Annotated in this window: 16 protein-coding genes and 2 pseudogenes; 10 read left to right on the top strand and 8 right to left on the bottom strand. The window is 40.2% G+C overall.

What is annotated here, in order from left to right; translation table 11 throughout:
• Positions 1-183: 183 nt before the first annotated feature.
• The 4 genes from H5125_RS06440 to H5125_RS06425 all read right to left on the bottom strand — a co-directional run bounded on the left by H5125_RS06440 (position 184) and on the right by H5125_RS06425 (position 3,734).
• Complete coding sequence (locus H5125_RS06440) at positions 184-1,485, bottom strand: HipA domain-containing protein (RefSeq protein WP_182743839.1); 1,302 nt, start codon at positions 1,483-1,485, stop codon at positions 184-186.
• Between the two features lie 2 nt (positions 1,486-1,487).
• Entirely contained in the window at positions 1,488-1,724 is a 237-nt protein-coding gene (locus H5125_RS06435) for a helix-turn-helix transcriptional regulator (protein ID WP_182743807.1), read from the bottom strand.
• A gap of 403 nt (positions 1,725-2,127) precedes the next feature.
• Complete coding sequence (locus tag H5125_RS06430) at positions 2,128-2,850, bottom strand: hypothetical protein (RefSeq protein ID WP_182743806.1); 723 nt, start codon at positions 2,848-2,850, stop codon at positions 2,128-2,130.
• Complete coding sequence (locus tag H5125_RS06425; protein WP_182743805.1) at positions 2,847-3,734, bottom strand: hypothetical protein; 888 nt, start codon at positions 3,732-3,734, stop codon at positions 2,847-2,849. Before H5125_RS06425 ends, H5125_RS06430 begins: the two co-directional genes overlap by 4 nt.
• A gap of 592 nt (positions 3,735-4,326) precedes the next feature.
• Between H5125_RS06425 and H5125_RS06420 the strand changes: the two are divergent.
• The 3 genes and pseudogenes from H5125_RS06420 to H5125_RS06415 all read left to right on the top strand — a co-directional run.
• Positions 4,327-4,585: pseudogene (locus tag H5125_RS06420) on the top strand (YqhA family protein); the annotation flags it as partial.
• 34 nt (positions 4,586-4,619) lie between these two features.
• A pseudogene (locus H5125_RS22155) lies at positions 4,620-4,832 on the top strand (nuclease); the annotation flags it as partial.
• 91 nt (positions 4,833-4,923) lie between these two features.
• A complete protein-coding gene (locus H5125_RS06415; RefSeq protein WP_123883080.1) occupies positions 4,924-5,895 on the top strand; it encodes a hypothetical protein in 972 nt (323 codons plus the stop codon).
• A gap of 313 nt (positions 5,896-6,208) precedes the next feature.
• Here H5125_RS06415 and groL read toward each other — a convergent pair whose 3' ends face one another.
• A complete protein-coding gene (gene groL / locus H5125_RS06410) occupies positions 6,209-7,846 on the bottom strand; it encodes a chaperonin GroEL (protein ID WP_101085014.1) in 1,638 nt (545 codons plus the stop codon).
• Positions 7,847-7,903: 57 nt separating this feature from the next.
• Positions 7,904-8,194: a co-chaperone GroES gene (locus tag H5125_RS06405; RefSeq protein ID WP_011639076.1), complete on the bottom strand. Its 291-nt coding sequence runs from the start codon at positions 8,192-8,194 to the stop codon at positions 7,904-7,906.
• A 214-nt stretch (positions 8,195-8,408) separates the two neighbouring features.
• Here H5125_RS06405 and H5125_RS06400 point away from each other — a divergent pair, with 214 nt between their 5' ends.
• Both H5125_RS06400 and H5125_RS06395 read left to right on the top strand, forming a co-directional pair.
• A complete protein-coding gene (locus tag H5125_RS06400; protein ID WP_182743804.1) occupies positions 8,409-9,839 on the top strand; it encodes an MATE family efflux transporter in 1,431 nt (476 codons plus the stop codon).
• A 90-nt stretch (positions 9,840-9,929) separates the two neighbouring features.
• Positions 9,930-10,322, top strand: coding sequence for a hypothetical protein (locus H5125_RS06395; protein WP_182743803.1), 393 nt, complete (start codon positions 9,930-9,932; stop codon positions 10,320-10,322).
• 168 nt (positions 10,323-10,490) lie between these two features.
• Here the strand turns inward: H5125_RS06395 and H5125_RS06390 are convergent, their stop codons facing one another.
• A complete protein-coding gene (locus tag H5125_RS06390; RefSeq protein ID WP_162024016.1) occupies positions 10,491-11,141 on the bottom strand; it encodes an FxsA family protein in 651 nt (216 codons plus the stop codon).
• Positions 11,142-11,369: 228 nt separating this feature from the next.
• Between H5125_RS06390 and cutA the strand changes: the two genes are divergently transcribed.
• Both cutA and H5125_RS06380 read left to right on the top strand, forming a co-directional pair.
• Positions 11,370-11,696: a divalent-cation tolerance protein CutA gene (gene cutA / locus H5125_RS06385; protein ID WP_162024017.1), complete on the top strand. Its 327-nt coding sequence runs from the start codon at positions 11,370-11,372 to the stop codon at positions 11,694-11,696.
• Entirely contained in the window at positions 11,693-13,555 is a 1,863-nt protein-coding gene (locus H5125_RS06380) for a protein-disulfide reductase DsbD (RefSeq protein WP_182743838.1), read from the top strand. Before cutA ends, H5125_RS06380 begins: the two co-directional genes overlap by 4 nt.
• A gap of 210 nt (positions 13,556-13,765) precedes the next feature.
• Here the strand turns inward: H5125_RS06380 and H5125_RS06375 are convergent, their stop codons facing one another.
• Positions 13,766-15,661: a sigma-54-dependent Fis family transcriptional regulator gene (locus H5125_RS06375; protein ID WP_182743802.1), complete on the bottom strand. Its 1,896-nt coding sequence runs from the start codon at positions 15,659-15,661 to the stop codon at positions 13,766-13,768.
• A 342-nt stretch (positions 15,662-16,003) separates the two neighbouring features.
• Between H5125_RS06375 and cynS the strand changes: the two genes are divergently transcribed.
• The 3 genes from cynS to H5125_RS06360 all read left to right on the top strand — a co-directional run bounded on the left by cynS (position 16,004) and on the right by H5125_RS06360 (position 19,233).
• Complete coding sequence (gene cynS / locus H5125_RS06370) at positions 16,004-16,444, top strand: cyanase (protein WP_182743801.1); 441 nt, start codon at positions 16,004-16,006, stop codon at positions 16,442-16,444.
• Between the two features lie 167 nt (positions 16,445-16,611).
• Complete coding sequence (locus H5125_RS06365) at positions 16,612-17,424, top strand: formate/nitrite transporter family protein (RefSeq protein ID WP_182743800.1); 813 nt, start codon at positions 16,612-16,614, stop codon at positions 17,422-17,424.
• Positions 17,425-17,511: 87 nt separating this feature from the next.
• On the top strand, positions 17,512-19,233 hold the full coding sequence (locus H5125_RS06360) for a bifunctional protein-serine/threonine kinase/phosphatase (RefSeq protein ID WP_182743799.1): 1,722 nt from the start codon (positions 17,512-17,514) through the stop codon (positions 19,231-19,233).
• The last annotated feature ends 105 nt before the right edge of the window (positions 19,234-19,338 follow it).

Here is a 19,338-nt window from a genome sequence, read left to right as displayed (position 1 = left end):
CGCGAAAAACAAAAAGCCTCAATACGGTTAGGAATCGAGGCTTTCTCTTTTATAAGAAGTTTGGATCTAAGCTTATAGGTTTTAGGTTTTAGGTTTTAGGTTTTAGACCAACAAGGATTTTTACAATCTTGGCACCAGATAAGCCTTGCAGAAAGATTTATCAATCCGTGGCAGTGCCAAATTCTACAATTCAACGGCCTTAACTTCGCTAGCCATATCAAGATAGCGTTCGCACCTTGCCACGACTTGCTGGCGATAATCAGCCACAAAGGCATGTTCATCTTTATCCAGCGTTGGCAGCATGGCAATCACGTCGTCTATGGCTTGCTCTATTCTGGTTGCCATTTTGGCTAAATTGCTCACTAACAAGGCTCGTGGCAAGCTAAGTTCTTCGGCGAATGAAGCCAGTTGATAAGCATAAATTTTATTAGGGTCGAATTCATCATCGATAGCCATTGCTATCTCCTGTTCGAAATCCTTATACATTGCCACATTGACTAAGTCATACCAGGGGGTCGGTACCATCCCTGTGGGAGTCATGAAAAATGAGTAGTTTTTGCCATGGGCATCAGCATTACCGCTGAGTAAATTAAATAAAGCCCACTGCAGCATATTTTGTTTAGCCGCTGCAGGATTAGTGCACTGACTGGCGAGGCTAAACAAACGAGCAAAGCTTACGCCCTCTCGAATACCTTTCACATCACGACCTGTGCCAAAGTTGCGTTCATATTTTTTGTTAACACTGAAACCCAACGCTTGGCAGCTATCAATCATGTGCCGTCTCAAGACTTTTTGAGGCTCAGGCATATAACGACGATCAAAGCGTTCGACACAAAGGGATTTGTGTTGACCAAACTCAACAATATCGACATGAGCAACATCGTTACCAATAGCCTTAGCCAAGCGCATGGTAAGAAACTCGTTAATCACTAAATGACGGTATTGTGCAAACTTCAAAATATGTGTGGATGCCAGCGAACCGTCACCAAAGCCAAAAGTTTTGCCGTTATAAAACAGGTTTAGTTTGGACTGCACCCCTGCGACTGACAGCCTTGGTTTTCCATCCCACACTTCCATTGGCCATAGCTGCGGATCTTCAATTCGCTTAATCACTTCATCAGCACTTATCTCCCTTAAGGCTGTTGCTGGTAGCAATGTTCCTTTTGGCGAAAAAGCGATGGCACCCGCGGTATCAAGGCCGATACCACGAATAAGGGCAAACGTATTACCACGAGATACCCCTAGCGATTCAATTAAGTATTCTAAGCCTTTATTTTCGGGTAATAGGTTTACTAAAAACATCGCAATTTGATGGCTGTTAGCGGTTCCATCTAAGGGGACCATCGGCGAAATGGGAAACCCCCTTTGTTGCCAATCATGGGTGTATTGAACAGTGAATGTCTCGGTCGCGGGGTCAAATGACAGCTCACCAATTATCTGATCGCCAAGATGCATATCCAAAGTCAGTTTTTCAGCTGTACTCATCATTAGTACCAGCCATTAGAGTCTGCATCACTGGGCTGCGCCGCCAAAATGCTAATCCCCAAGCCATTAAGAATTTTGAACACTGTCGAGATATAAACATCTTCGCCTTTCTCAACACGGATTAAGGTCTTTTTGGTCACGCCACACAGCATCGCCGCCACATCTTGAGTCAGTGCCGCATTGTTTCTGGTTTCTTTAATGAGTAAGCCCAAGGATTGTTGATTGAGTGCAGATGCCATAACGTTAGTCCAAAGTGTACTTTGCTACACTTTAGCTATGAATGGTTAAGTATTCAACAGTAAAGTGTAGCAACCTACACTTTATTGTGATCTCCCCTGTCAAGATCAACAAAAGTGTAGTTAAGTACACTTTTTAATTATCTAAGTCGCCAAACGAGTTATAAGTGTAGGTTGTTACACTATATGATTGTTTAGTAATTTGACGGTTAAATGTAATCAATACAGTCTGTGAAATTGACCTTAAGATTGATAGAAATCAATATAGATAACGACAAATTATGTGGTATTTGCTCATCCACATCACCTTCGTGTTATCAGCCTTCACCATGGGATATTTGGATAAGATTACGCGCAAATAATAGCAGAATTAAAAATAAGCCCCTATCAAATGGGGCTAGTTTTACTACCATTGCTTTAACAAGGTAAAAGATGCTTCTGAAGATAGACGCGTAAGAATGAAGTAATCTACTGAATGGTAGCTCCCACCTTCGACGGTATTACTGGTGCTCAAAAGCATATCCTCAATACCGTCACCATTATAGTCACCTTTAGCTCTTATATTAAGCCTTTGCGATCCTCCAGAATTATCAACAAAAATTGCGCTAGTTTCATCGATGGCTTTAACCTTCAAAATGTGACTCATTTCATCCCAATTTGTGGCTACAACCAGACGACGCTCATCATCCTTCGAGATAATTAAAGCTAATTGCGGCGGAACACGTTTGGCAAAGTTTTTGTCCAAATTAACAACACTAAGGTAGCTTTGATGCGACGGCTTAAACAGGGATAATTCTTGCCATGACTTACATATTTTATAATCTATTATAACGGCCCCATAATCCGCAGACTGCGAAGCTTCATACCCTAAATCTATACTCGTAACTAAATCTGCGCAGGTATTAACCGTTAACTTCTTATGGTGATTATGTTTCAGCTCTGTTTCATAACCCCATATGTCATTATGTAAAAGTTTGAAGTCATCAGCATTGTGTGTTTCCCTTGTTTGTTCAAGGAAAAACTCACCTGCATTTAATGGTAATGATGGTGTTATATTTCCCGTTGCACTCACACACCCAATCCCAAATACAGCTACAGATCCTACTACTAACATTACTTTTAATATCATTTTGCATTACTCAATAAATTACGCACATAAAAATTACGATCTGTACTCAGCTGATGTCGATTAGATTCCAATGCCGCTTTTTTGAAATCACTAGCCTTGATATGTATATTAAAATTAACAAATTTATTACTCAACCTTGTCAATCCAAGATTAAAAATCATATCAAATAATGCTAGCTTAACATCGTCAGGGTAAGTCGAGAACGTAGAGTATCCATAGAGACCTTTTAACTCTTTTTCAAAATTTACAATATGAGAGTCCCTAATTACATCAATATCTGTATTAAGAAGTTCCAACTTAGTAAATTTTTTGTAATAAGCAGCATTAGGTAGTTTCTGTGCGCCCTGAACTTTAACCCATTGTGCTTTTATAAGGTTAAACTCATCTTCAATCTGCTGAGCGGTTGCGGGGACACGCGAACTACTAACAACAAAAGGTACCTTTTGAGCAGCCTGAACATCGGTCATCATATGCCCAATACCTACAGTGACTTGACCGACAGTATCTAAATACATATGCGGTACACGCCCCTCATATCTCTCTAGATTTTTCTTCAAAATCACTTTGAGTGAACCTGAAATAGGTACTACTGAAGCCGCCAAATGTGCACTTAATTTTTCGTTAAACTTACGATGGGAGCGACCGTTTGCATCGATTTTTCCGTCAGGACGAACCATGCCAACAGATTTACTTTGAAATATCTTAATCGCTGCGACTGTTTTTGAATGCTCTGGACGAGAACCCAATCTACCGTCCTCAACCAGTTTTCTTGTGGGTGGTATAAGTCCTAATAAATTATTTAGTGCTCCCTGCACGGCTTTCACATCATTTGGTGTATTTACACCGCCCACCCCTACAGATTGAGTGATTATTAACTTAGCCATTTTTACTCCTTGTAAATGTCAAATGTTTTAATTAGCACTGATTCATAAGATGTGTAATCCATTAGTGCATCTAAACGAGCCCTACAAACTCAAAAAACTATTTGGTGTTCCTTTATTAGCCTTTTAAAGGCTAACTTTTAAGGCGCTTAAGTGGTCAAGTACATCAGCAGATTATTTCGTTAGATAAAGAGTTAGATGGTAATTGATGCAGTAGATTGTCTTGTATTATGGTAGTCAATAATAGCCATATCTAATGTCAAATAGACAGGAGAACTAAGCCTTTAACTATTTAAAAATTAAAAAATAAGCTGAAATTGATAGATAAAATATACTTGAAATACTAGAAAAGTTAAATCATCAGAAATGATAGATTTTTAATCAAATATAATTATTTGTGATGATTTTAAAGTTGATTAATTCTACTTCTGAATAATCCTGCATCATTGTAAAAAACCTAGTTCAAGCTGACTTTTTAAGGGATTAATCAGAACGTAATTTGCTCGGTCATTTACTTGGTAACATCAAAGCGACCTGATTTTTCTTCCCAGACTCACGAATCAGACACAATAATAGTCATATTTCAGATCATTAAAATTTCTTCTCACAGCTTGATATAGGGGAAAACAGTGAGAAACTCAACTGGCTAGTCAAAAATGGACGCTGGTTCGCTTAAAAACAAAGTAGCTACGTCAATAGTAACGATGTCATCTATTCACCTACTTAAAGTATTTATGAATGCCGAAAATATCGCGAATGACAAAATTATGTGGTATTTACTCACCCACATCACTTCTGTGCTATCGGCCTTACAATGGGGATATCTGGATAGTGAGGCAGAAAGTTTGACCTGACCCCACTAAATTTTTCGCACATGAGCAACACCCCATACTAAGCTGTAAACATTGTGGCGAATCAGCACAATACACACCCATGTATGGCAAGTTCGGTTACTACATCAACTGCAACCAATGCAGTAAAAACACAACAATGAAATTACCATGCCCACAATGCATGAGTAAAAATACCAAAGTCACTAAGCGCAAAGAAACCTACACATTGAATTGTGTAGACTGTGGGTTTGAAAAACAGATTATTTAGATGGTAGAAAGTTAATTCTGGCCTTATAAGGGTATGGTTACTTGATATCCGTTAACATCAAGTCTATTGATTTCATAATTAAGGTACAGATATGGAAAACGACTTAAACATATCAATACAAGGGTTTAACAGTAAACATGTCGCCAAAGAAATAGGCAATCTAACCCTTGAAGTGATAAAAGCATTAGATAATAAATATGCATTAGACATAACTAAGTTAAGACAAGTGATTATTTCTTGTGATTTCCCAGCTGCACTGGCGAAAATTGCAAGTGAATTCAACCATCAGTCTTCACCAACATTTACAAATAGCAAGCAAGCTACCGCAATAGCACAGTTGTTAATTAAATCATCTGGTAGTAGCCAACCACTTGAATACGCATTGGTTTTGTGTGTTAATTTCTTTTCAGACATTATAAATTCTGACGGTTCTGTATCACTAGATAATGTGGCTCCAGTTATACACCGTATACATCATGAGCTAGTTCATGTTCATGAGATGAATATAAATTCACTGGATCAGTCAAGACTAATAGATGATTTTGACGATGCATTCTTAATTACAAGCAAAAGTGCATGGTCTGAATACTTAGCTAACTGCATGTCTTCGCCGAGCGCTACAGATGACAATATTAACATTGTGCTTAATACCCTAGAAGCGACATTAAATGATGTTCCAAATGAAATTGAAGATTTAATCAATAACTACCAAGCTGGTCTTTTACCTTTGGATACGATGTACAACAGCGTCTCAAAAAGAATCAGGCTTATTGCCAATATGTATGGTTACGCTCAAGGTTATATTCACACTCTAGATATTGATATGGATAGTCATTTCCCTACTCTTCTAAAGTTACTATCTTCATCAAAACTAGCGGAACAACTTTCAAATTTAGGTGAAGCGTTTACCTCCATAAAGGTAAAATTTGACCTCAGTGGACTCGATGACTTTGATGATTTCGGCCTCGCAAAAAATGCAATCATTAGCATTTATGATTCTTTTGGACTGCGTATTGAGAGGAATATTGAGCCCGGCATGGGGTTGTACATCCATGTTTGCTAAGTAATAAGGTCACTTTATATAAATAAGATTGTCAGGTCTTATTTATAATTCTATGCGCACTTGATAAATTAATTCCCACCAATTCTGCTATCAATCGCTTAGAAACCCAGATAACTAATAACAAAAAGCCCCGATACAGTTAAGTATCGGGGCTTTCTCTTTTCTTTTACAAGAAATTCAGTTCTAGGCTTTAGAACGACAATGTATATAGCGCAGGATAAATCGTGTTAGAACAAGGCGCTTTACCACGACGTTTAGCTTTCTTAAACGAGTGGTGAAGCAACGCAGTTATCACCGATTTAGACAAGCTAGATTACATCATGCCGCCCATTCCGCCCATACCACCCATTCCGCCCATATCTGGTGCAGAATCTTGTGGTACATCAGCAATCATCGCTTCGGTAGTGATCATAAGACCAGCAATAGATGCGGCGAATTGTAGCGCGCTACGAGTCACTTTAGTTGGGTCTAGGATACCCATCTCTAACATGTCACCGTAAGTGTCGTTACCGGCGTTGTAACCGAAGTTACCTGTGCCGTTTTTAACAGTGTTAGCGACAACTGAGGCTTCTTGACCAGCGTTAGTTGCTATTTGACGTAAAGGCGCTTCCATAGCGCGTAGGGCAATAACCACACCGTGCTTTTGGTCTTCGTTTAACACGTCAATGTCTTTGATCATGCTTGCTACGCGAACAAGGGCAACACCACCACCGGCGACCACACCTTCTTCAACCGCTGCGCGAGTTGCATGCAATGCATCTTCTACGCGCGCTTTTTTCTCTTTCATTTCAACTTCTGTTGCTGCGCCAACTTTGATGACTGCAACACCGCCAGCTAATTTAGCCATACGCTCTTGTAGCTTTTCTTTGTCGTAGTCTGAAGTTGAGTCTTCAACTTGTTGTTTGATTTGCGAAACACGTGCAGAAATTTGCACTTGGTCGCCACTACCATCGATGATTGTAGTGTTATCTTTAGTGATGATTACGCGCTTAGCTGTACCTAAATCTTCTAGAGTGGCTTTTTCAAGTTCTAGACCGATTTCTTCAGCGATAACAGTACCGCCAGTTAGGATAGCAACGTCTTGAAGCATTGCTTTACGACGGTCGCCAAAACCAGGAGCTTTAACAGCAGCCACTTTAACGATGCCACGCATGTTGTTCACAACGAGTGTCGCTAAAGCTTCGCCTTCAACGTCTTCTGCGACGATAAGCAATGGCTTACCTGTTTTAGCTAGACCTTCAAGGATTGGCAACAATTCACGGATATTAGAAACTTTTTTGTCTACTAATAAAATGAATGGGCTGTCTAATTCAATGCTGCCAGTTTCTGGCTTGTTGATGAAGTATGGTGATAAGTAACCACGGTCAAACTGCATACCTTCAACAACGTCTAATTCGTTTTCAAGCGCTTGGCCTTCTTCAACGGTGATAACGCCTTCTTTACCGACTTTTTCCATTGCGGTTGCAATGATGTCGCCGATTGACTCGTCAGAGTTAGCAGAAATTGTACCTACTTGAGCAATCGCTTTAGTGTCTGAACATTCTTGAGAAAGTAGTTTAAGTTCAGCAACGGCTGCGATAACGGCTTTGTCGATACCGCGCTTAAGGTCCATTGGGTTCATACCCGCTGCAACTGCTTTTAGGCCTTCAACAACAATAGCTTGTGCTAATACTGTTGCAGTAGTGGTACCGTCACCGGCAGCATCATTGGCTTTAGAAGCAACTTCTTTAACCATTTGTGCGCCCATGTTTTCGAACTTGTCTGTTAGTTCGATTTCTTTAGCAACTGACACACCATCTTTGGTGATCATTGGCGAACCAAAGCTTTTATCTAAAACAACGTTACGACCTTTAGGGCCTAAGGTTACTTTAACTGCGTTGGCTAGGATGTTAACGCCTGCAAGCATTTTTACGCGTGCGTCGTTACCAAATAAGACTTCTTTTGCTGCCATTTTTTGATGTTCCTTTAAATTTAATGATTAATTGGAAAGTCGATTGATGCGTGAGGCTTAGCCTACGACTGCCATCAGGTCAGCTTCTGACAGGATTAACACTTCTTCACCGTCAATTTTTTCTTTCTTCACGCCGTAACCTTCATTGAAGATCACTACGTCGCCCACTTTAACGTCAAGTGGTGTAACTGTGCCATTTTCTGAGATACGACCGTTGCCTACTGCAAGGATTTTACCGCGAGTTGATTTTTCTGCTGCGCTGCCTGTAAGCACGATACCGCCTGCAGATTTAGATTCAACTTCTAAGCGTTTAACGATAACGCGGTCATGTAATGGACGAATATTCATCTATGAACTCTCCTAATGATTTGATGCCCAAAAAGCGAGGCTATTGACTAACAAATAAGGGTTTCCCCCTTGATGCATGTGATATGGGGGTGACTGGTCACAGATCCAAGGGGAATTTTAAAAATAATTGCACTTTTTTTACGTCTGTTTTATTAAAGCAATGCTAATCCTGATAGAATTCGGCTCCTTTGAAACACCAAACGTTTGAGAATAGATGAAAGACAGACACGGGTTGCTCAGCGCACCTATTGGTCGTGTACTGCTTAACATGACTTTGCCTAACCTGATTGGGATTATGACCATTCTAGGTGGCAGTCTGGTGGACATTTTTTTTATTAGCCAGTTGGGTACAGATGCACTGGCAGCAGTGAGCTTTACGTTTCCGGTAACCTTAGTGATTACCAGTATCGGCATTGGCATTGGCGCGGGTGTGTCTACCAATCTTGGTCGTTTGATTGGATCTGGGCATGCGCCCGAATCCAGAGTGTTTTTATTTGATGCCTTGTGCATGACACTGCTTATTATTTGGGGCTTGTCGATACTCGGCTGTGTGTTTATTGAACCTATTTTTAGTTTGCTTGGTGCTAACGGTGCCAGCTTGCCATTAATTAATGACTACATGTGGTACTGGTATTTAGGTGCGCCTGCCTTGGTGCTATTAATGGTGGGTAATCAAGCATTACGTGCCACAGGTGACACTCACTCGCCGGCTAAAATTATGATGCTGGCCGCCATTATAAACCTGGTTCTCGACCCGTTACTTATCTTCGGCATTGGCCCTTTTCCGCGTTTAGAAATTCAAGGCGCTGCTATTGCGACCACACTCTCTTGGGTAGTGGCAATGTCATTTGCTGGCCACTTGATTATTGTCAAACGTAAACTGGTTCAGTTTGCTGAGTTTGATGTGGGTCGATTAATTTTACATTGGAAAGTCTTATCCCATATCGCCCGCCCAGCGGCGTTAATGAATGTAATAAATCCTATTGCCAACGGCATTATAATGGCCATGTTGGCACGGATTGATCATGCGGGTGTGGCTGCCTTTGGCGCCGGAATTAGGCTTGAGTCGGTATTATTGATTGTGGTGATGGCGCTGTCGTCGAGTTTAATGCCGTTTATTGCCCAAAACCTAGGTGCCAGCCAACCTGAACGCGCCAAAAAAGCCTTATTGATGTCGTTGCGATTTGCTTTTGTATTTCAAACAATCTTGTTTATTCCGCTGTATTTTTATGCCGAACCTATCGCAAGACTGTTTACTCACGACCCACTGGTTATAGAGTGGCTGAGTTTTTATATTATGGTGTTGCCTGCCTCTTATGGGCCACTTGCCATTGTTATTATGGTTGCCACTAGCTTAAACGCTTACCATAGGCCGTTGAGTTCACTGGTGATTAACTTGTGCCGCTTAATGTTATTAATGTTACCGCTGGCGGCGCTAGGCTCGTATGTTGGCGGAGTGAAAGGGATTTTATTGGCGTTACCCATTGCGAATACATTGATGGGGATAGCTTGTTATTACCTGGCTACTCAAATTAGTGAGCCAAAAGAGATTAAGCACACGGTGCCTTGTTCAGATAACTCATTAGCCACTGACGGCGAGCAAGACGACACTAATAAACCAACCTCTCGCCTTGGCGAATATTAAACTGTGTTAATAATGGCAGCCACACTTGCTTTTTAATCTGTGTCAGTCGATTAATAACACTATATTACTTGCAATAAATCTTGGTTTAACATGAAAAAATCCATTTACGCCGCCATGCTCTCTGGCATTGTTTGCCCTGGCAGTGGCCAGATTTGGTTGGGTAAAAAGCTACTCGGCTGGGGATTTATCAGTGTCAGTATGGTGTGTATTTTGGTGATAATGGATCAAATTATTAGCCGTGCACAAGTGATTGCGGAGCAAATTTTAGCAGGCAATATCGGCAACGATTTAACCTCCATTTATGCTGCGGTATCCAACGTTGCCATCGACAGTAGCTCAACCATGCCGATACTCACTTGGATATTTTTAGCCAACTGGGGATTAAGTATCATCAGTGCATTTTGGTTTGGTGCTCAGCAAGATAAGCAACTCCAGCGGCAAGCCAATTCCGAGACAGGCGCAAAAACAAAAACAGCCAAGTAATGCATCTGCATTAGTCGGCTGTTTACGTTATATTTGATCAAGCACTAAACGCGGCGCTTAACAAAACACGCTCTACACATCACGGCAAATCACAGATCAAACTTGGTCTTGTTAAATAAGCTGGTATTACCATAATGTGTATTAAGATGGTGTCATAAATGGTGCGTATTAAGACGGCTTGTCGTCATCTTTGGGCTTAATAGGCTCTACATCTATAATATCGTCGCGATTGTCGTCATGGCGCTTATCTTTAATGTCATCATCACGATCATTGTTAATGTCATCATCAAGATCAACTACTTCAATTTGATGGCTACGTGGACGATCATTTTTATGTTCAAAATCACCGTCGAAAGTGTTGCCCTGTTGATCAAATGGCTTTTGCCCTGCAAATGGACCGGACTGTCCAAAAGGACTTTGTCCGCCACCAAAGCCAGGGGGAATACCACCATTAGCCACAACACGAAGTTGCATACGTTTATATAAAAACGCCGCGATAGGAGCGCGGGTAAATGGGGTTAATAAAATTAAGCCAATAAAGTCGGTAACAAAACCAGGAATAAGCAATAACACCCCAGCGGCAGCCAACATCATACCTTCAACAATTTCTTGCCCTGGTGCTTCACCTCGGGCTAATTTTTGTTGCACGCTCATTAAAGTACTTAGGCCTTGGCTGCGTACCAATGACACTCCAACAACCGCGGTAAATAACACTAACGCGACTGTGGTCCATGAACCAATTGAGCTGGCAACTTCAATGAGTACATTGAGTTCAATAACCGGTATTAAAACAAATATTAACAATAAAATAAAAAACATATTGGCCTCTAAGGATCGCTTTTTGATAGAGTGACGACTTATAAGATAACAGAGTGGCGACCTGTAAAAAAACTGTTGCCGATGAAACTTAAATGGGGGTGAACGGGTCTCTTTTCAAGACGCGTCACGAATATCACCTCAGTTTAATGAAAATGCGTTTAAAAAAGCGTACTGTGATGACCTTGTGCATGATAACAGCATTAGCTTAAGTAAACTTTAAGACAACTTATGTATAAACCTGAACTGCTACTTATATTAACCACTTGCCCAGATGCTGACATTGCAGCCAGTATTGCGACTGCATTAGTAGAGGCAAAGTTAGCGGCATGTGTACAAATAGGCCAAGCCGTTGAGTCAATTTATTATTGGGACAATAACATTTGTCAGTCACACGAAGTGCCAATACAGATAAAATGCATGGCAATTGATTACCATGCAATTGAACAGCTCGTGATCACAATGCATCCTTATGAAGTACCAGAATTCATTGCCACTCCAATTACCGGTGGTTTTGGCCCTTATTTACAATGGATAAAAGACAACTCACCATCATGAAAAAACTCGTCGCCATATGCCTGACATCATTGTTAATGATGTCATCAATGATACTCGCGCCAGCAGCACACAGCGCTAATGTGTTGAGTAATAAATTTAGCTTTTTAAGCAGCGAACCTGAGTTAATGAAGGTTAACGATGCTTTTGTGTTTGATTACCAACAACAAGGTAATCAGCTCAAAATCAATTTTGTGATTGCAGAGGGCTATTATTTATATCGCGACAAGCTGCAGTTTTCGGTCGACGGTGCGGTGATTGGTGATATTGAATTACCTCATGGTAAAAACCATCATGACGAATACTTTGGCGACCAAGAGGTGTTTTACTCGTTTGTTGAAATCCCTATTGCGTTTAAAGAAGCGCAAGCCGATGCGGTATTTCATGTCACCTTTATGGGTTGTGCAGAAGGTACCTTGTGTTATCCGCCAACCAAGCACGATGTAACGTTAGCAGCGATTGAAGCAAATGACGGCACGTTAAGCAGTAAAAAAGTGATTGGCGCACCTGATGATACGCAAGCATCAACAACGGCAACCGATGCACCAGCGGCACCGATTACTCAGCAAGACACGTTAAACCAAATGCTCCAAAACGATAGCCTATTATGGACTTTAGTTATTTTCTTTGGTTTAGGTATTGGCTTAGCATTAACACCGTGTGTGTTTCCGATGTACCCTATTTTGTCGGGCATTATTGTTGGTCAAGGCAAGAAACTCTCTACCGCTAAAGCCTTCACCCTATCAATGGCCTACGTGCAAGGCATGGCCATTACCTATTCATTATTAGGATTAGTGGTTGCCTCTGCCGGACTTAAGTTTCAAGCGGCATTACAACACCCTGCTATTTTGATTTTCTTGGCGGTGATGTTTGTGCTGCTGAGCTTATCGATGTTTGGCATGTACGATTTAAAGCTGCCATCGAAGTGGCAAGAAAAAATGAACTCGATGTCGAACAATCAAAAAGGTGGCAACCTTATTGGTGTGTTTATGATGGGGGTGATTTCAGGTTTAGTCGCTTCGCCTTGTACCACGGCGCCGTTATCTGGCGTGCTGATTTACGTGGCACAGTCTGGCGACTTACTGCAAGGCTTTTTAGCACTGTATGTACTCAGCATGGGCATGGGTTTACCGTTATTAGTGATTGGGACTTCGGGTGGCAAAATCTTACCGCGCGCAGGAGCGTGGATGGACATTATTAAAACCATCTTTGGCTTCTTGTTGATTTCAGTTTCTATTGTAATGATTGGTCGTATTTGGCCTGGTTTAGTGTCCGATTTACTTTGGTCAGTATGGGCAATAAGCTTAATCGCTTACTTAATGCATCAAAATAGGTTGTCAGCATTTAACTGGAAACAAAGCACCCGTGGGGTGTTGTTATTACTGGCTTTGATGGCAAGTTTCTCATATGGTTTCCAAGCATTGATGAGCAGCTTTGGTCATCAATCCTCAAATATGACCCAAACCAGTATTGATGGCAAAACCAACATCGAAGCCAATCACTTTATCCGTATTAAGTCGCTGGAAGACTTAGAAGTTGAATTGGATAAAGCCAGTATTAGCGGTAAAACGGTGATGTTAGATTTATACGCCGACTGGTGTGTGGCCTGTAAAGAATTTGAAGCCATTACCTTTAAAAATGCCGACGTGGAAACGCGTATGAACCAAATGGTGTTATTGCAAGCTGACGTGACTGCCAGCGATGACATTGATATCACCCTTTTAGAACATTATGGCGTGTTAGGTTTACCGACATTATTAATGTTTAATAGCGACGGTGAGCAGCGTGAAGACTTGCGGGTTACCGGCTTTATGGGACCAAAAGACTTTGCTGCTCATTTAGATATACTGTTAGCAAAGTAACGTAAACCAAGGCATTAGCGGCCTGATATAGTCCGCTAATGCCGTCCGCGTATTGCAGTAATCTGATTACGTACTCTCATGCACCACTCTATTCAAATAGCGATATTTTTAGGCTCTCCCCCATCAAAACCAACAACCAAAGACAACCTAAATAAAATCGACATTGAATACATTAAAGATAATAAATCAGCCTTTGATTAATGAGCTTAATTAGCCAATATAGTTTTGTCGATTAATGTCATAGCGTTTTAATTTTGATGTTAATGTTGTTGGTTTTAACCCTAATAGTTGAGCCGCGCCATCATTAGCATATATTTTGCCTTTGCAGTGAATTAACGCGTTCACTAAATTCTGCTTTTCCATCAACTTATGTTGTTGGGCACTGAATAACTGCGATTGGTTAGGTGAGTTAATAGCAGTATTATCACTTGTGTTATGAATTAGGGATCTTTTGCTGTTGACTGTTAGAGCGGTACTTTGAGTAATTAAAAAATCAAAATTAACTTTGTCACTATTGGCTAAAATAATTTGTCGCTCAATAATGTTTTCGAGTTCTCGTATATTGCCGGGCCAAGTATATTGCTGCAAAATTTGCATTTGACCTAACGTGATTGTTGGTTGTGGTTGGTTTACACGTCGACAGACTTTATCGAGAAAATGCTTTACGAGTAAAGGTAAGTCATCAATACGTTCACGTAAAGGCGGTGACTGCAGTGGGATAACGTTTAGTCGGTAGTATAAATCTTCTCGGAATTTGTTTTGCTCTACTAGTTTTTTTAAATCTTTATTGGTTGCCGATATCACTCTAATATCCACATTACGTGTTATCGACTCGCCCACTCGTTCAAATTGTTGTTCTTGTAATACTCTTAATAACTTGCCTTGCAGTTGTAATGGAATTTCACCGACTTCATCTAAAAATATAGTGGCGCCATCAGCAAGTTCAAAACGGCCGACTCTATCTGATATTGCCCCTGAGAAAGCCCCTTTAACATGTCCAAAAAATTCACTCTCAAATAGTTCAGCAGGAATGGCAGCACAATTGACTCTAATTAATGGCCTCGCTTTACGTGCGCTGACTTCATGCAATGCACGGGCAATCAATTCTTTACCTGTACCGGATTCTCCAATAATTAATACGTTAGCATTGGTAGGGCCCACCAACTCAATTTGATGCACCATGTGTTTTACTTTGGTACTTTGTCCAATAATTTGATGATGATTAAAATCAGCATTAAGCTCTTCTAATAAATAGGCTTTTTCCATTTCTAGGCGCCGCTTTAGTGCATCAACTTGTTCCAATGCATTGATCAATTCATTTTGAATTTTCTTACGTTCGGTAATATCACGAAAAACAACAACTGCGCCAATTAATCGGCCATTATCAGTCAACGGTGTGCTGGTATATTCAACCGGGATGGCTGTTCCCGCTTTAGTCCAAAAAAATTCGATATCAACACTGTGTATCGCTCCATCATTAAAAGCAGCATAAATGGGGCAATCTTGTGCATGGTATTGGCTGCCATCAAGGTGGGAATGGTGAATAACCTGATGCATATTTTTACCGGTTAATTCTGATTTACCCCAGCCTAATATTTTTTCGGCGGCTTCATTCACAAAAGTCGTATTACCTTGAGCGTCTACGCCATAAATGCCATCTCCTACTGCTTTTAACAATAGCTGATTTTGTCTTTCTATTTCTTCGAAAATGGTTTCATTTTTATTCCAATGGTCAAAACCTGCTCGATAGTTTGCTTCGCATATAGACTGATAATGACGGGCAAATGTCACCTTGCTATTTTGACAATTTAGTAAAATATTGTCTTCTATTTTTACCGCATCAACATCTAAATACGTTACTTCATTTTCGATAAGAATACTTAATTCGCTCGACCAAGCAGCGCCATGATCCAATATTTCTTGAGTAAAATTAATAAGCTTATCAACACACTTTGGAAAAAGTTCTGTTGCAGCATAATCAGATAAATTGCCTTTATTTAACGTAAATAAAGATATCGCCTGCAGATTGGCTTGCAGCACTTTATTATTTAATGGATCAACTAATATCATTGCACTTGGGGCATTCAGAAACAGGTTATTTAACATAACAACTTCTTTTTGTATTTTAATCATTCACAATCAGGAGTGATGACTGAATACAATAATCGCGCCATACCACGAAAAATCGTTACAACTGCAACGACAAATCGTTATCAACGAAAAATCGTTATCACGTAAATAGTAGTAAAAATAAAAAATCATTAAATTACAATGCATTAAAAAAACAAATTGATTGGCATAGTTCTCGCAATGTTAAATACAAATCGAATTAACCAGAATCATTAACTCGTCTTAATTGTGCACTACTCAGTATATTCGCACCAATTCAGCGCACAGATTCATCCGGAAATTCAAAATTGATTGGTATTAACTAACGTGGAGAAAGACATGAATAAACTAGATGTGACCGAAGCTATATTTGCCATTAAAAAAGAAAAAGATCTCACCTGGGAAAGCATTGCTGACGCCGTTGGCATGTCAATGGTTTGGGCAACATCAGCTTGCTTAGGTATGAACAGTTGTTCTGAAGAGTGTGCGACAAAACTGGTTGAGTTTATTGGTTTGCCCATTGAAGCAAAAAAAATATTGATGGAGTACCCAACAAAAGAATGGGACCAAGCTATTCCACAAGATCCACTCATTTATCGATTATACGAAGTGGTGGGTGTTTATGGAGATACCCTAAAAGAAGTGATTCAAGAAAAATTTGGTGACGGAATTATGAGTGCTATCGATTTCTCCATGTCGGTAGATAAAGAAGAAAACCCTAAGGGCGACCGCGTAATTTTAACCTTAAACGGTAAATTTTTACCTTACAAAGCGTGGTGATCACTCATGGTGCAAAAGACACATTAGTTTACAACAATTGGCTACACACTTTTTAAACAATACAAATATAAACAATTACTTACTTATCTGGCGCTGTTTTTGCTACTACAAAAGTAATGTTAACTTAATACCTAATCAACCTTTAACTTTAATTACCAGGAAAATTTATGGCTTATATAGAACCTAGTGAATTTGTGACCAAGATGGTCGATGCTGGTGAACAAAAAGTTTACATGTCGACAAAAGATACGTTAATTCGAGCCTTTATGGCGGGCGCTATTTTAGGTCTTGCTGCAATATTTGCCATTACGGTGGCCGTAAAAACCGATAGCCCTTTAGCTGGGGCAATTTTATTCCCAGTGGGCTTCATTATGTTATACCTAATGAAGTTTGACTTATTAACGGGAGTATTCACCTTAGTCCCTTTAGCGCTTATAGATAAGCGTCCAGGTGTCACCTTTGCTGGCGTTATGCGCAATTGGGGCTTAGTTTTTGTTGGTAATTTTGCCGGTGCTCTAATGACCGCCTTCTTTATGTCCTTTATCTTAACCTATGGTTATTCCACTGATGGTGGTGCAATAGCTGCAAAGGTGAGCACAATAGGTGAATCGCGAACCTTAGGCTATCAATCACATGGTTTAATGGGTTGGATAACTATTTTTATTCGCGGCATGTTGTGTAACTGGATGGTTTCTATGGGGGTTGTTGGTGCGATGATTTCAACCTCTGCTGGCAGCAAAATGGCGGCCATGTGGATGCCTGTTATGTTGTTCTTCTATATGGGTTTTGAGCATTCCATTGTCAACATGTTCTTATTTCCATTCTCTATGATCATGGGCGGTGACTTTACTGTTACTGATTATTTGTTATGGAATGAATTGCCAACTGCACTAGGCAATTTAGTCGGTGGTCTATGTTTGGTTGGCTTGCCGTTATACTTCACACATGTGAAAACATCACCTGAACGTAAGATTAGTTAGGCAAATTTACAGCCATGATTTAAGACTTCACAATGCTGATTGTGAAGTCATTTTTATTGGCTGACTAAACTCTTAGGAAATACCACAATGAGTGAACCGCTTAGCGTCAGTATTGGCGGTGCAACAAATAAAGGCATAAAAGCTGTTAATCAGGATTTCATCGGTAGTATTGTGCCTAAAGAACCGCTACTCAGCGCTAAAGGCATTGTGTTAGCGATGGCTGATGGCATAAGTTCAAGTAAGGTGAGTCAAGTTGCAAGTGAAGCCGCGGTATCCTGTTTTCTCGAAGATTATTATTGCACCTCTGATTCTTGGTCGGTCAAATCCTCGGTACAAAAAGTTGTACAATCGATTAATTCTTGGCTTTGTGCCCAAACACGTAATAGCTCGTACCGCTTTGATAAAGATAAAGGTTATGTTTGTACCTTTAGTGCTTTAGTCCTTAAATCTAACTCTGCTCATATTTTTCATTCTGGTGATACACGCGTTTATAGCGTAGTAGACCAGCAACTCGAACAGTTAACAGAAGATCATCGACGCATTTTATCAACAGATGTGACCTACTTAACCCGTGCCCTTGGCATAGAGCAAACCTTAGAAATTGATTACCAACACCACACTATTGAACAAGGCGATATTTTCGTTTTAGCAACCGATGGTGTTTATGAGTTTATTAATGGATTGCAAATAACCCAACAAATAGCGACCGCAGACTCTTTAGACATTGCCGCTCATAACATTATTCAACAAGCGCTAGATTTAGGCAGTAATGACAACTTAAGCATTCAAATAGTGCGTGTGGACCATGTACCTGATTACCAGCTAAATGAAGTACATCAAATGACTAGCTTGCCTTTGCCGCCAAGACTAGCACCAAGGATGGTATTTGATGGTTACGATATTCTACGAGAAATTTATATTAGCAGTCGGAGTCATGTTTTTTTGGCCAGGGATAATGACAGCCAACAAACGGTGGTGATTAAAACCCCCTCAACAGAGGGCTGTAATGATAATGACTACCTTGAACGTTTTATGCTTGAAGAGTGGATAGCAAAACGAATTAATAATCCCCATGTTGCTAAAGCCATTATCCCTAAACGTAAACGTAATTATTTATACCTTGTTTCTGAATATATTGAAGGCTGTTCGCTCAATCAATGGATGTTAGACAATCCTAAACCCACATTAGAACAAGTACGTGCCATTATTGAACAAGTTGCCAAGGGATTGCAGGCTTTTCATCGACAAGAAATGATTCACCAGGATTTGCGACCAAACAATATAATGATCGATAAATCTAATACGGTGAAAATTATTGATTTTGGTTCGACCTTCATAGCAGGTGTTACTGATATTGCGACAGAAGAAACTATGCGTGGCACAATTCGCTTTTCTGCGCCTGAGTATTTTTTAGGTAAGGTTGGTACACAGCAGTCTGATATTTATTCTTTGGCCGTTATCACCTATCAAATGCTATCTGGAAAATTCCCTTATAGCGCAAAGATAGCTCAAGCGACCAGCATTGCTGCACAACGAAAACTAATTTACCGAACTTTAATCGATGATAACTCCAACACTCCACATTGGGTAGACTACGCCCTACAACGCGCATTAAAAATTAATCCCTTACACCGCCCTCAAGTATTATCTGAATTTATTGCCGACTTGCGCCAACCCAGTAAGGTATTTTTAACACAAACAAAACCGCCCTTAATCGACCGCGAACCCGTTAAATTTTGGCAAGGCATTAGCTTAGTGTTATTTGTTATGATGATTATCCAACAGGTTGTGCTGGGTGGATTAGGATAAAAGAGGGGTAGCAAAAACATTGCAATAAGTTGGATAAATTTGATAACCATCGATTAGCAATAATTGCTTTTTATGCTATTGATAATGCGTTTGCTAACGCTATTT

Source organism: Shewanella sp. SR44-4 (assembly GCF_014163715.1).
GTDB lineage: Bacteria > Pseudomonadota > Gammaproteobacteria > Enterobacterales > Shewanellaceae > Shewanella.
This window is presented reverse-complemented; position numbering and strand designations above follow the sequence as displayed.

Coding starts and splice junctions, on each gene's coding strand:
- cynS (WP_182743801.1), top strand. CDS start 16,004: ATGAATAAACTAGATGTGACCGAAGCTATATTTGCCATTAAAAAAGAA.
- H5125_RS06365 (WP_182743800.1), top strand. CDS start 16,612: ATGGCTTATATAGAACCTAGTGAATTTGTGACCAAGATGGTCGATGCT.
- H5125_RS06415 (WP_123883080.1), top strand. CDS start 4,924: ATGGAAAACGACTTAAACATATCAATACAAGGGTTTAACAGTAAACAT.
- cutA (WP_162024017.1), top strand. CDS start 11,370: ATGTATAAACCTGAACTGCTACTTATATTAACCACTTGCCCAGATGCT.
- groL (WP_101085014.1), bottom strand. CDS start 7,846: ATGGCAGCAAAAGAAGTCTTATTTGGTAACGACGCACGCGTAAAAATG.
- H5125_RS06425 (WP_182743805.1), bottom strand. CDS start 3,734: ATGGCTAAGTTAATAATCACTCAATCTGTAGGGGTGGGCGGTGTAAAT.
- H5125_RS06380 (WP_182743838.1), top strand. CDS start 11,693: ATGAAAAAACTCGTCGCCATATGCCTGACATCATTGTTAATGATGTCA.
- H5125_RS06400 (WP_182743804.1), top strand. CDS start 8,409: ATGAAAGACAGACACGGGTTGCTCAGCGCACCTATTGGTCGTGTACTG.
- H5125_RS06435 (WP_182743807.1), bottom strand. CDS start 1,724: ATGGCATCTGCACTCAATCAACAATCCTTGGGCTTACTCATTAAAGAA.
- H5125_RS06375 (WP_182743802.1), bottom strand. CDS start 15,661: ATGTTAAATAACCTGTTTCTGAATGCCCCAAGTGCAATGATATTAGTT.
- H5125_RS06405 (WP_011639076.1), bottom strand. CDS start 8,194: ATGAATATTCGTCCATTACATGACCGCGTTATCGTTAAACGCTTAGAA.
- H5125_RS06360 (WP_182743799.1), top strand. CDS start 17,512: ATGAGTGAACCGCTTAGCGTCAGTATTGGCGGTGCAACAAATAAAGGC.
- H5125_RS06440 (WP_182743839.1), bottom strand. CDS start 1,485: ATGAGTACAGCTGAAAAACTGACTTTGGATATGCATCTTGGCGATCAG.
- H5125_RS06430 (WP_182743806.1), bottom strand. CDS start 2,850: ATGATATTAAAAGTAATGTTAGTAGTAGGATCTGTAGCTGTATTTGGG.
- H5125_RS06390 (WP_162024016.1), bottom strand. CDS start 11,141: ATGTTTTTTATTTTATTGTTAATATTTGTTTTAATACCGGTTATTGAA.
- H5125_RS06395 (WP_182743803.1), top strand. CDS start 9,930: ATGAAAAAATCCATTTACGCCGCCATGCTCTCTGGCATTGTTTGCCCT.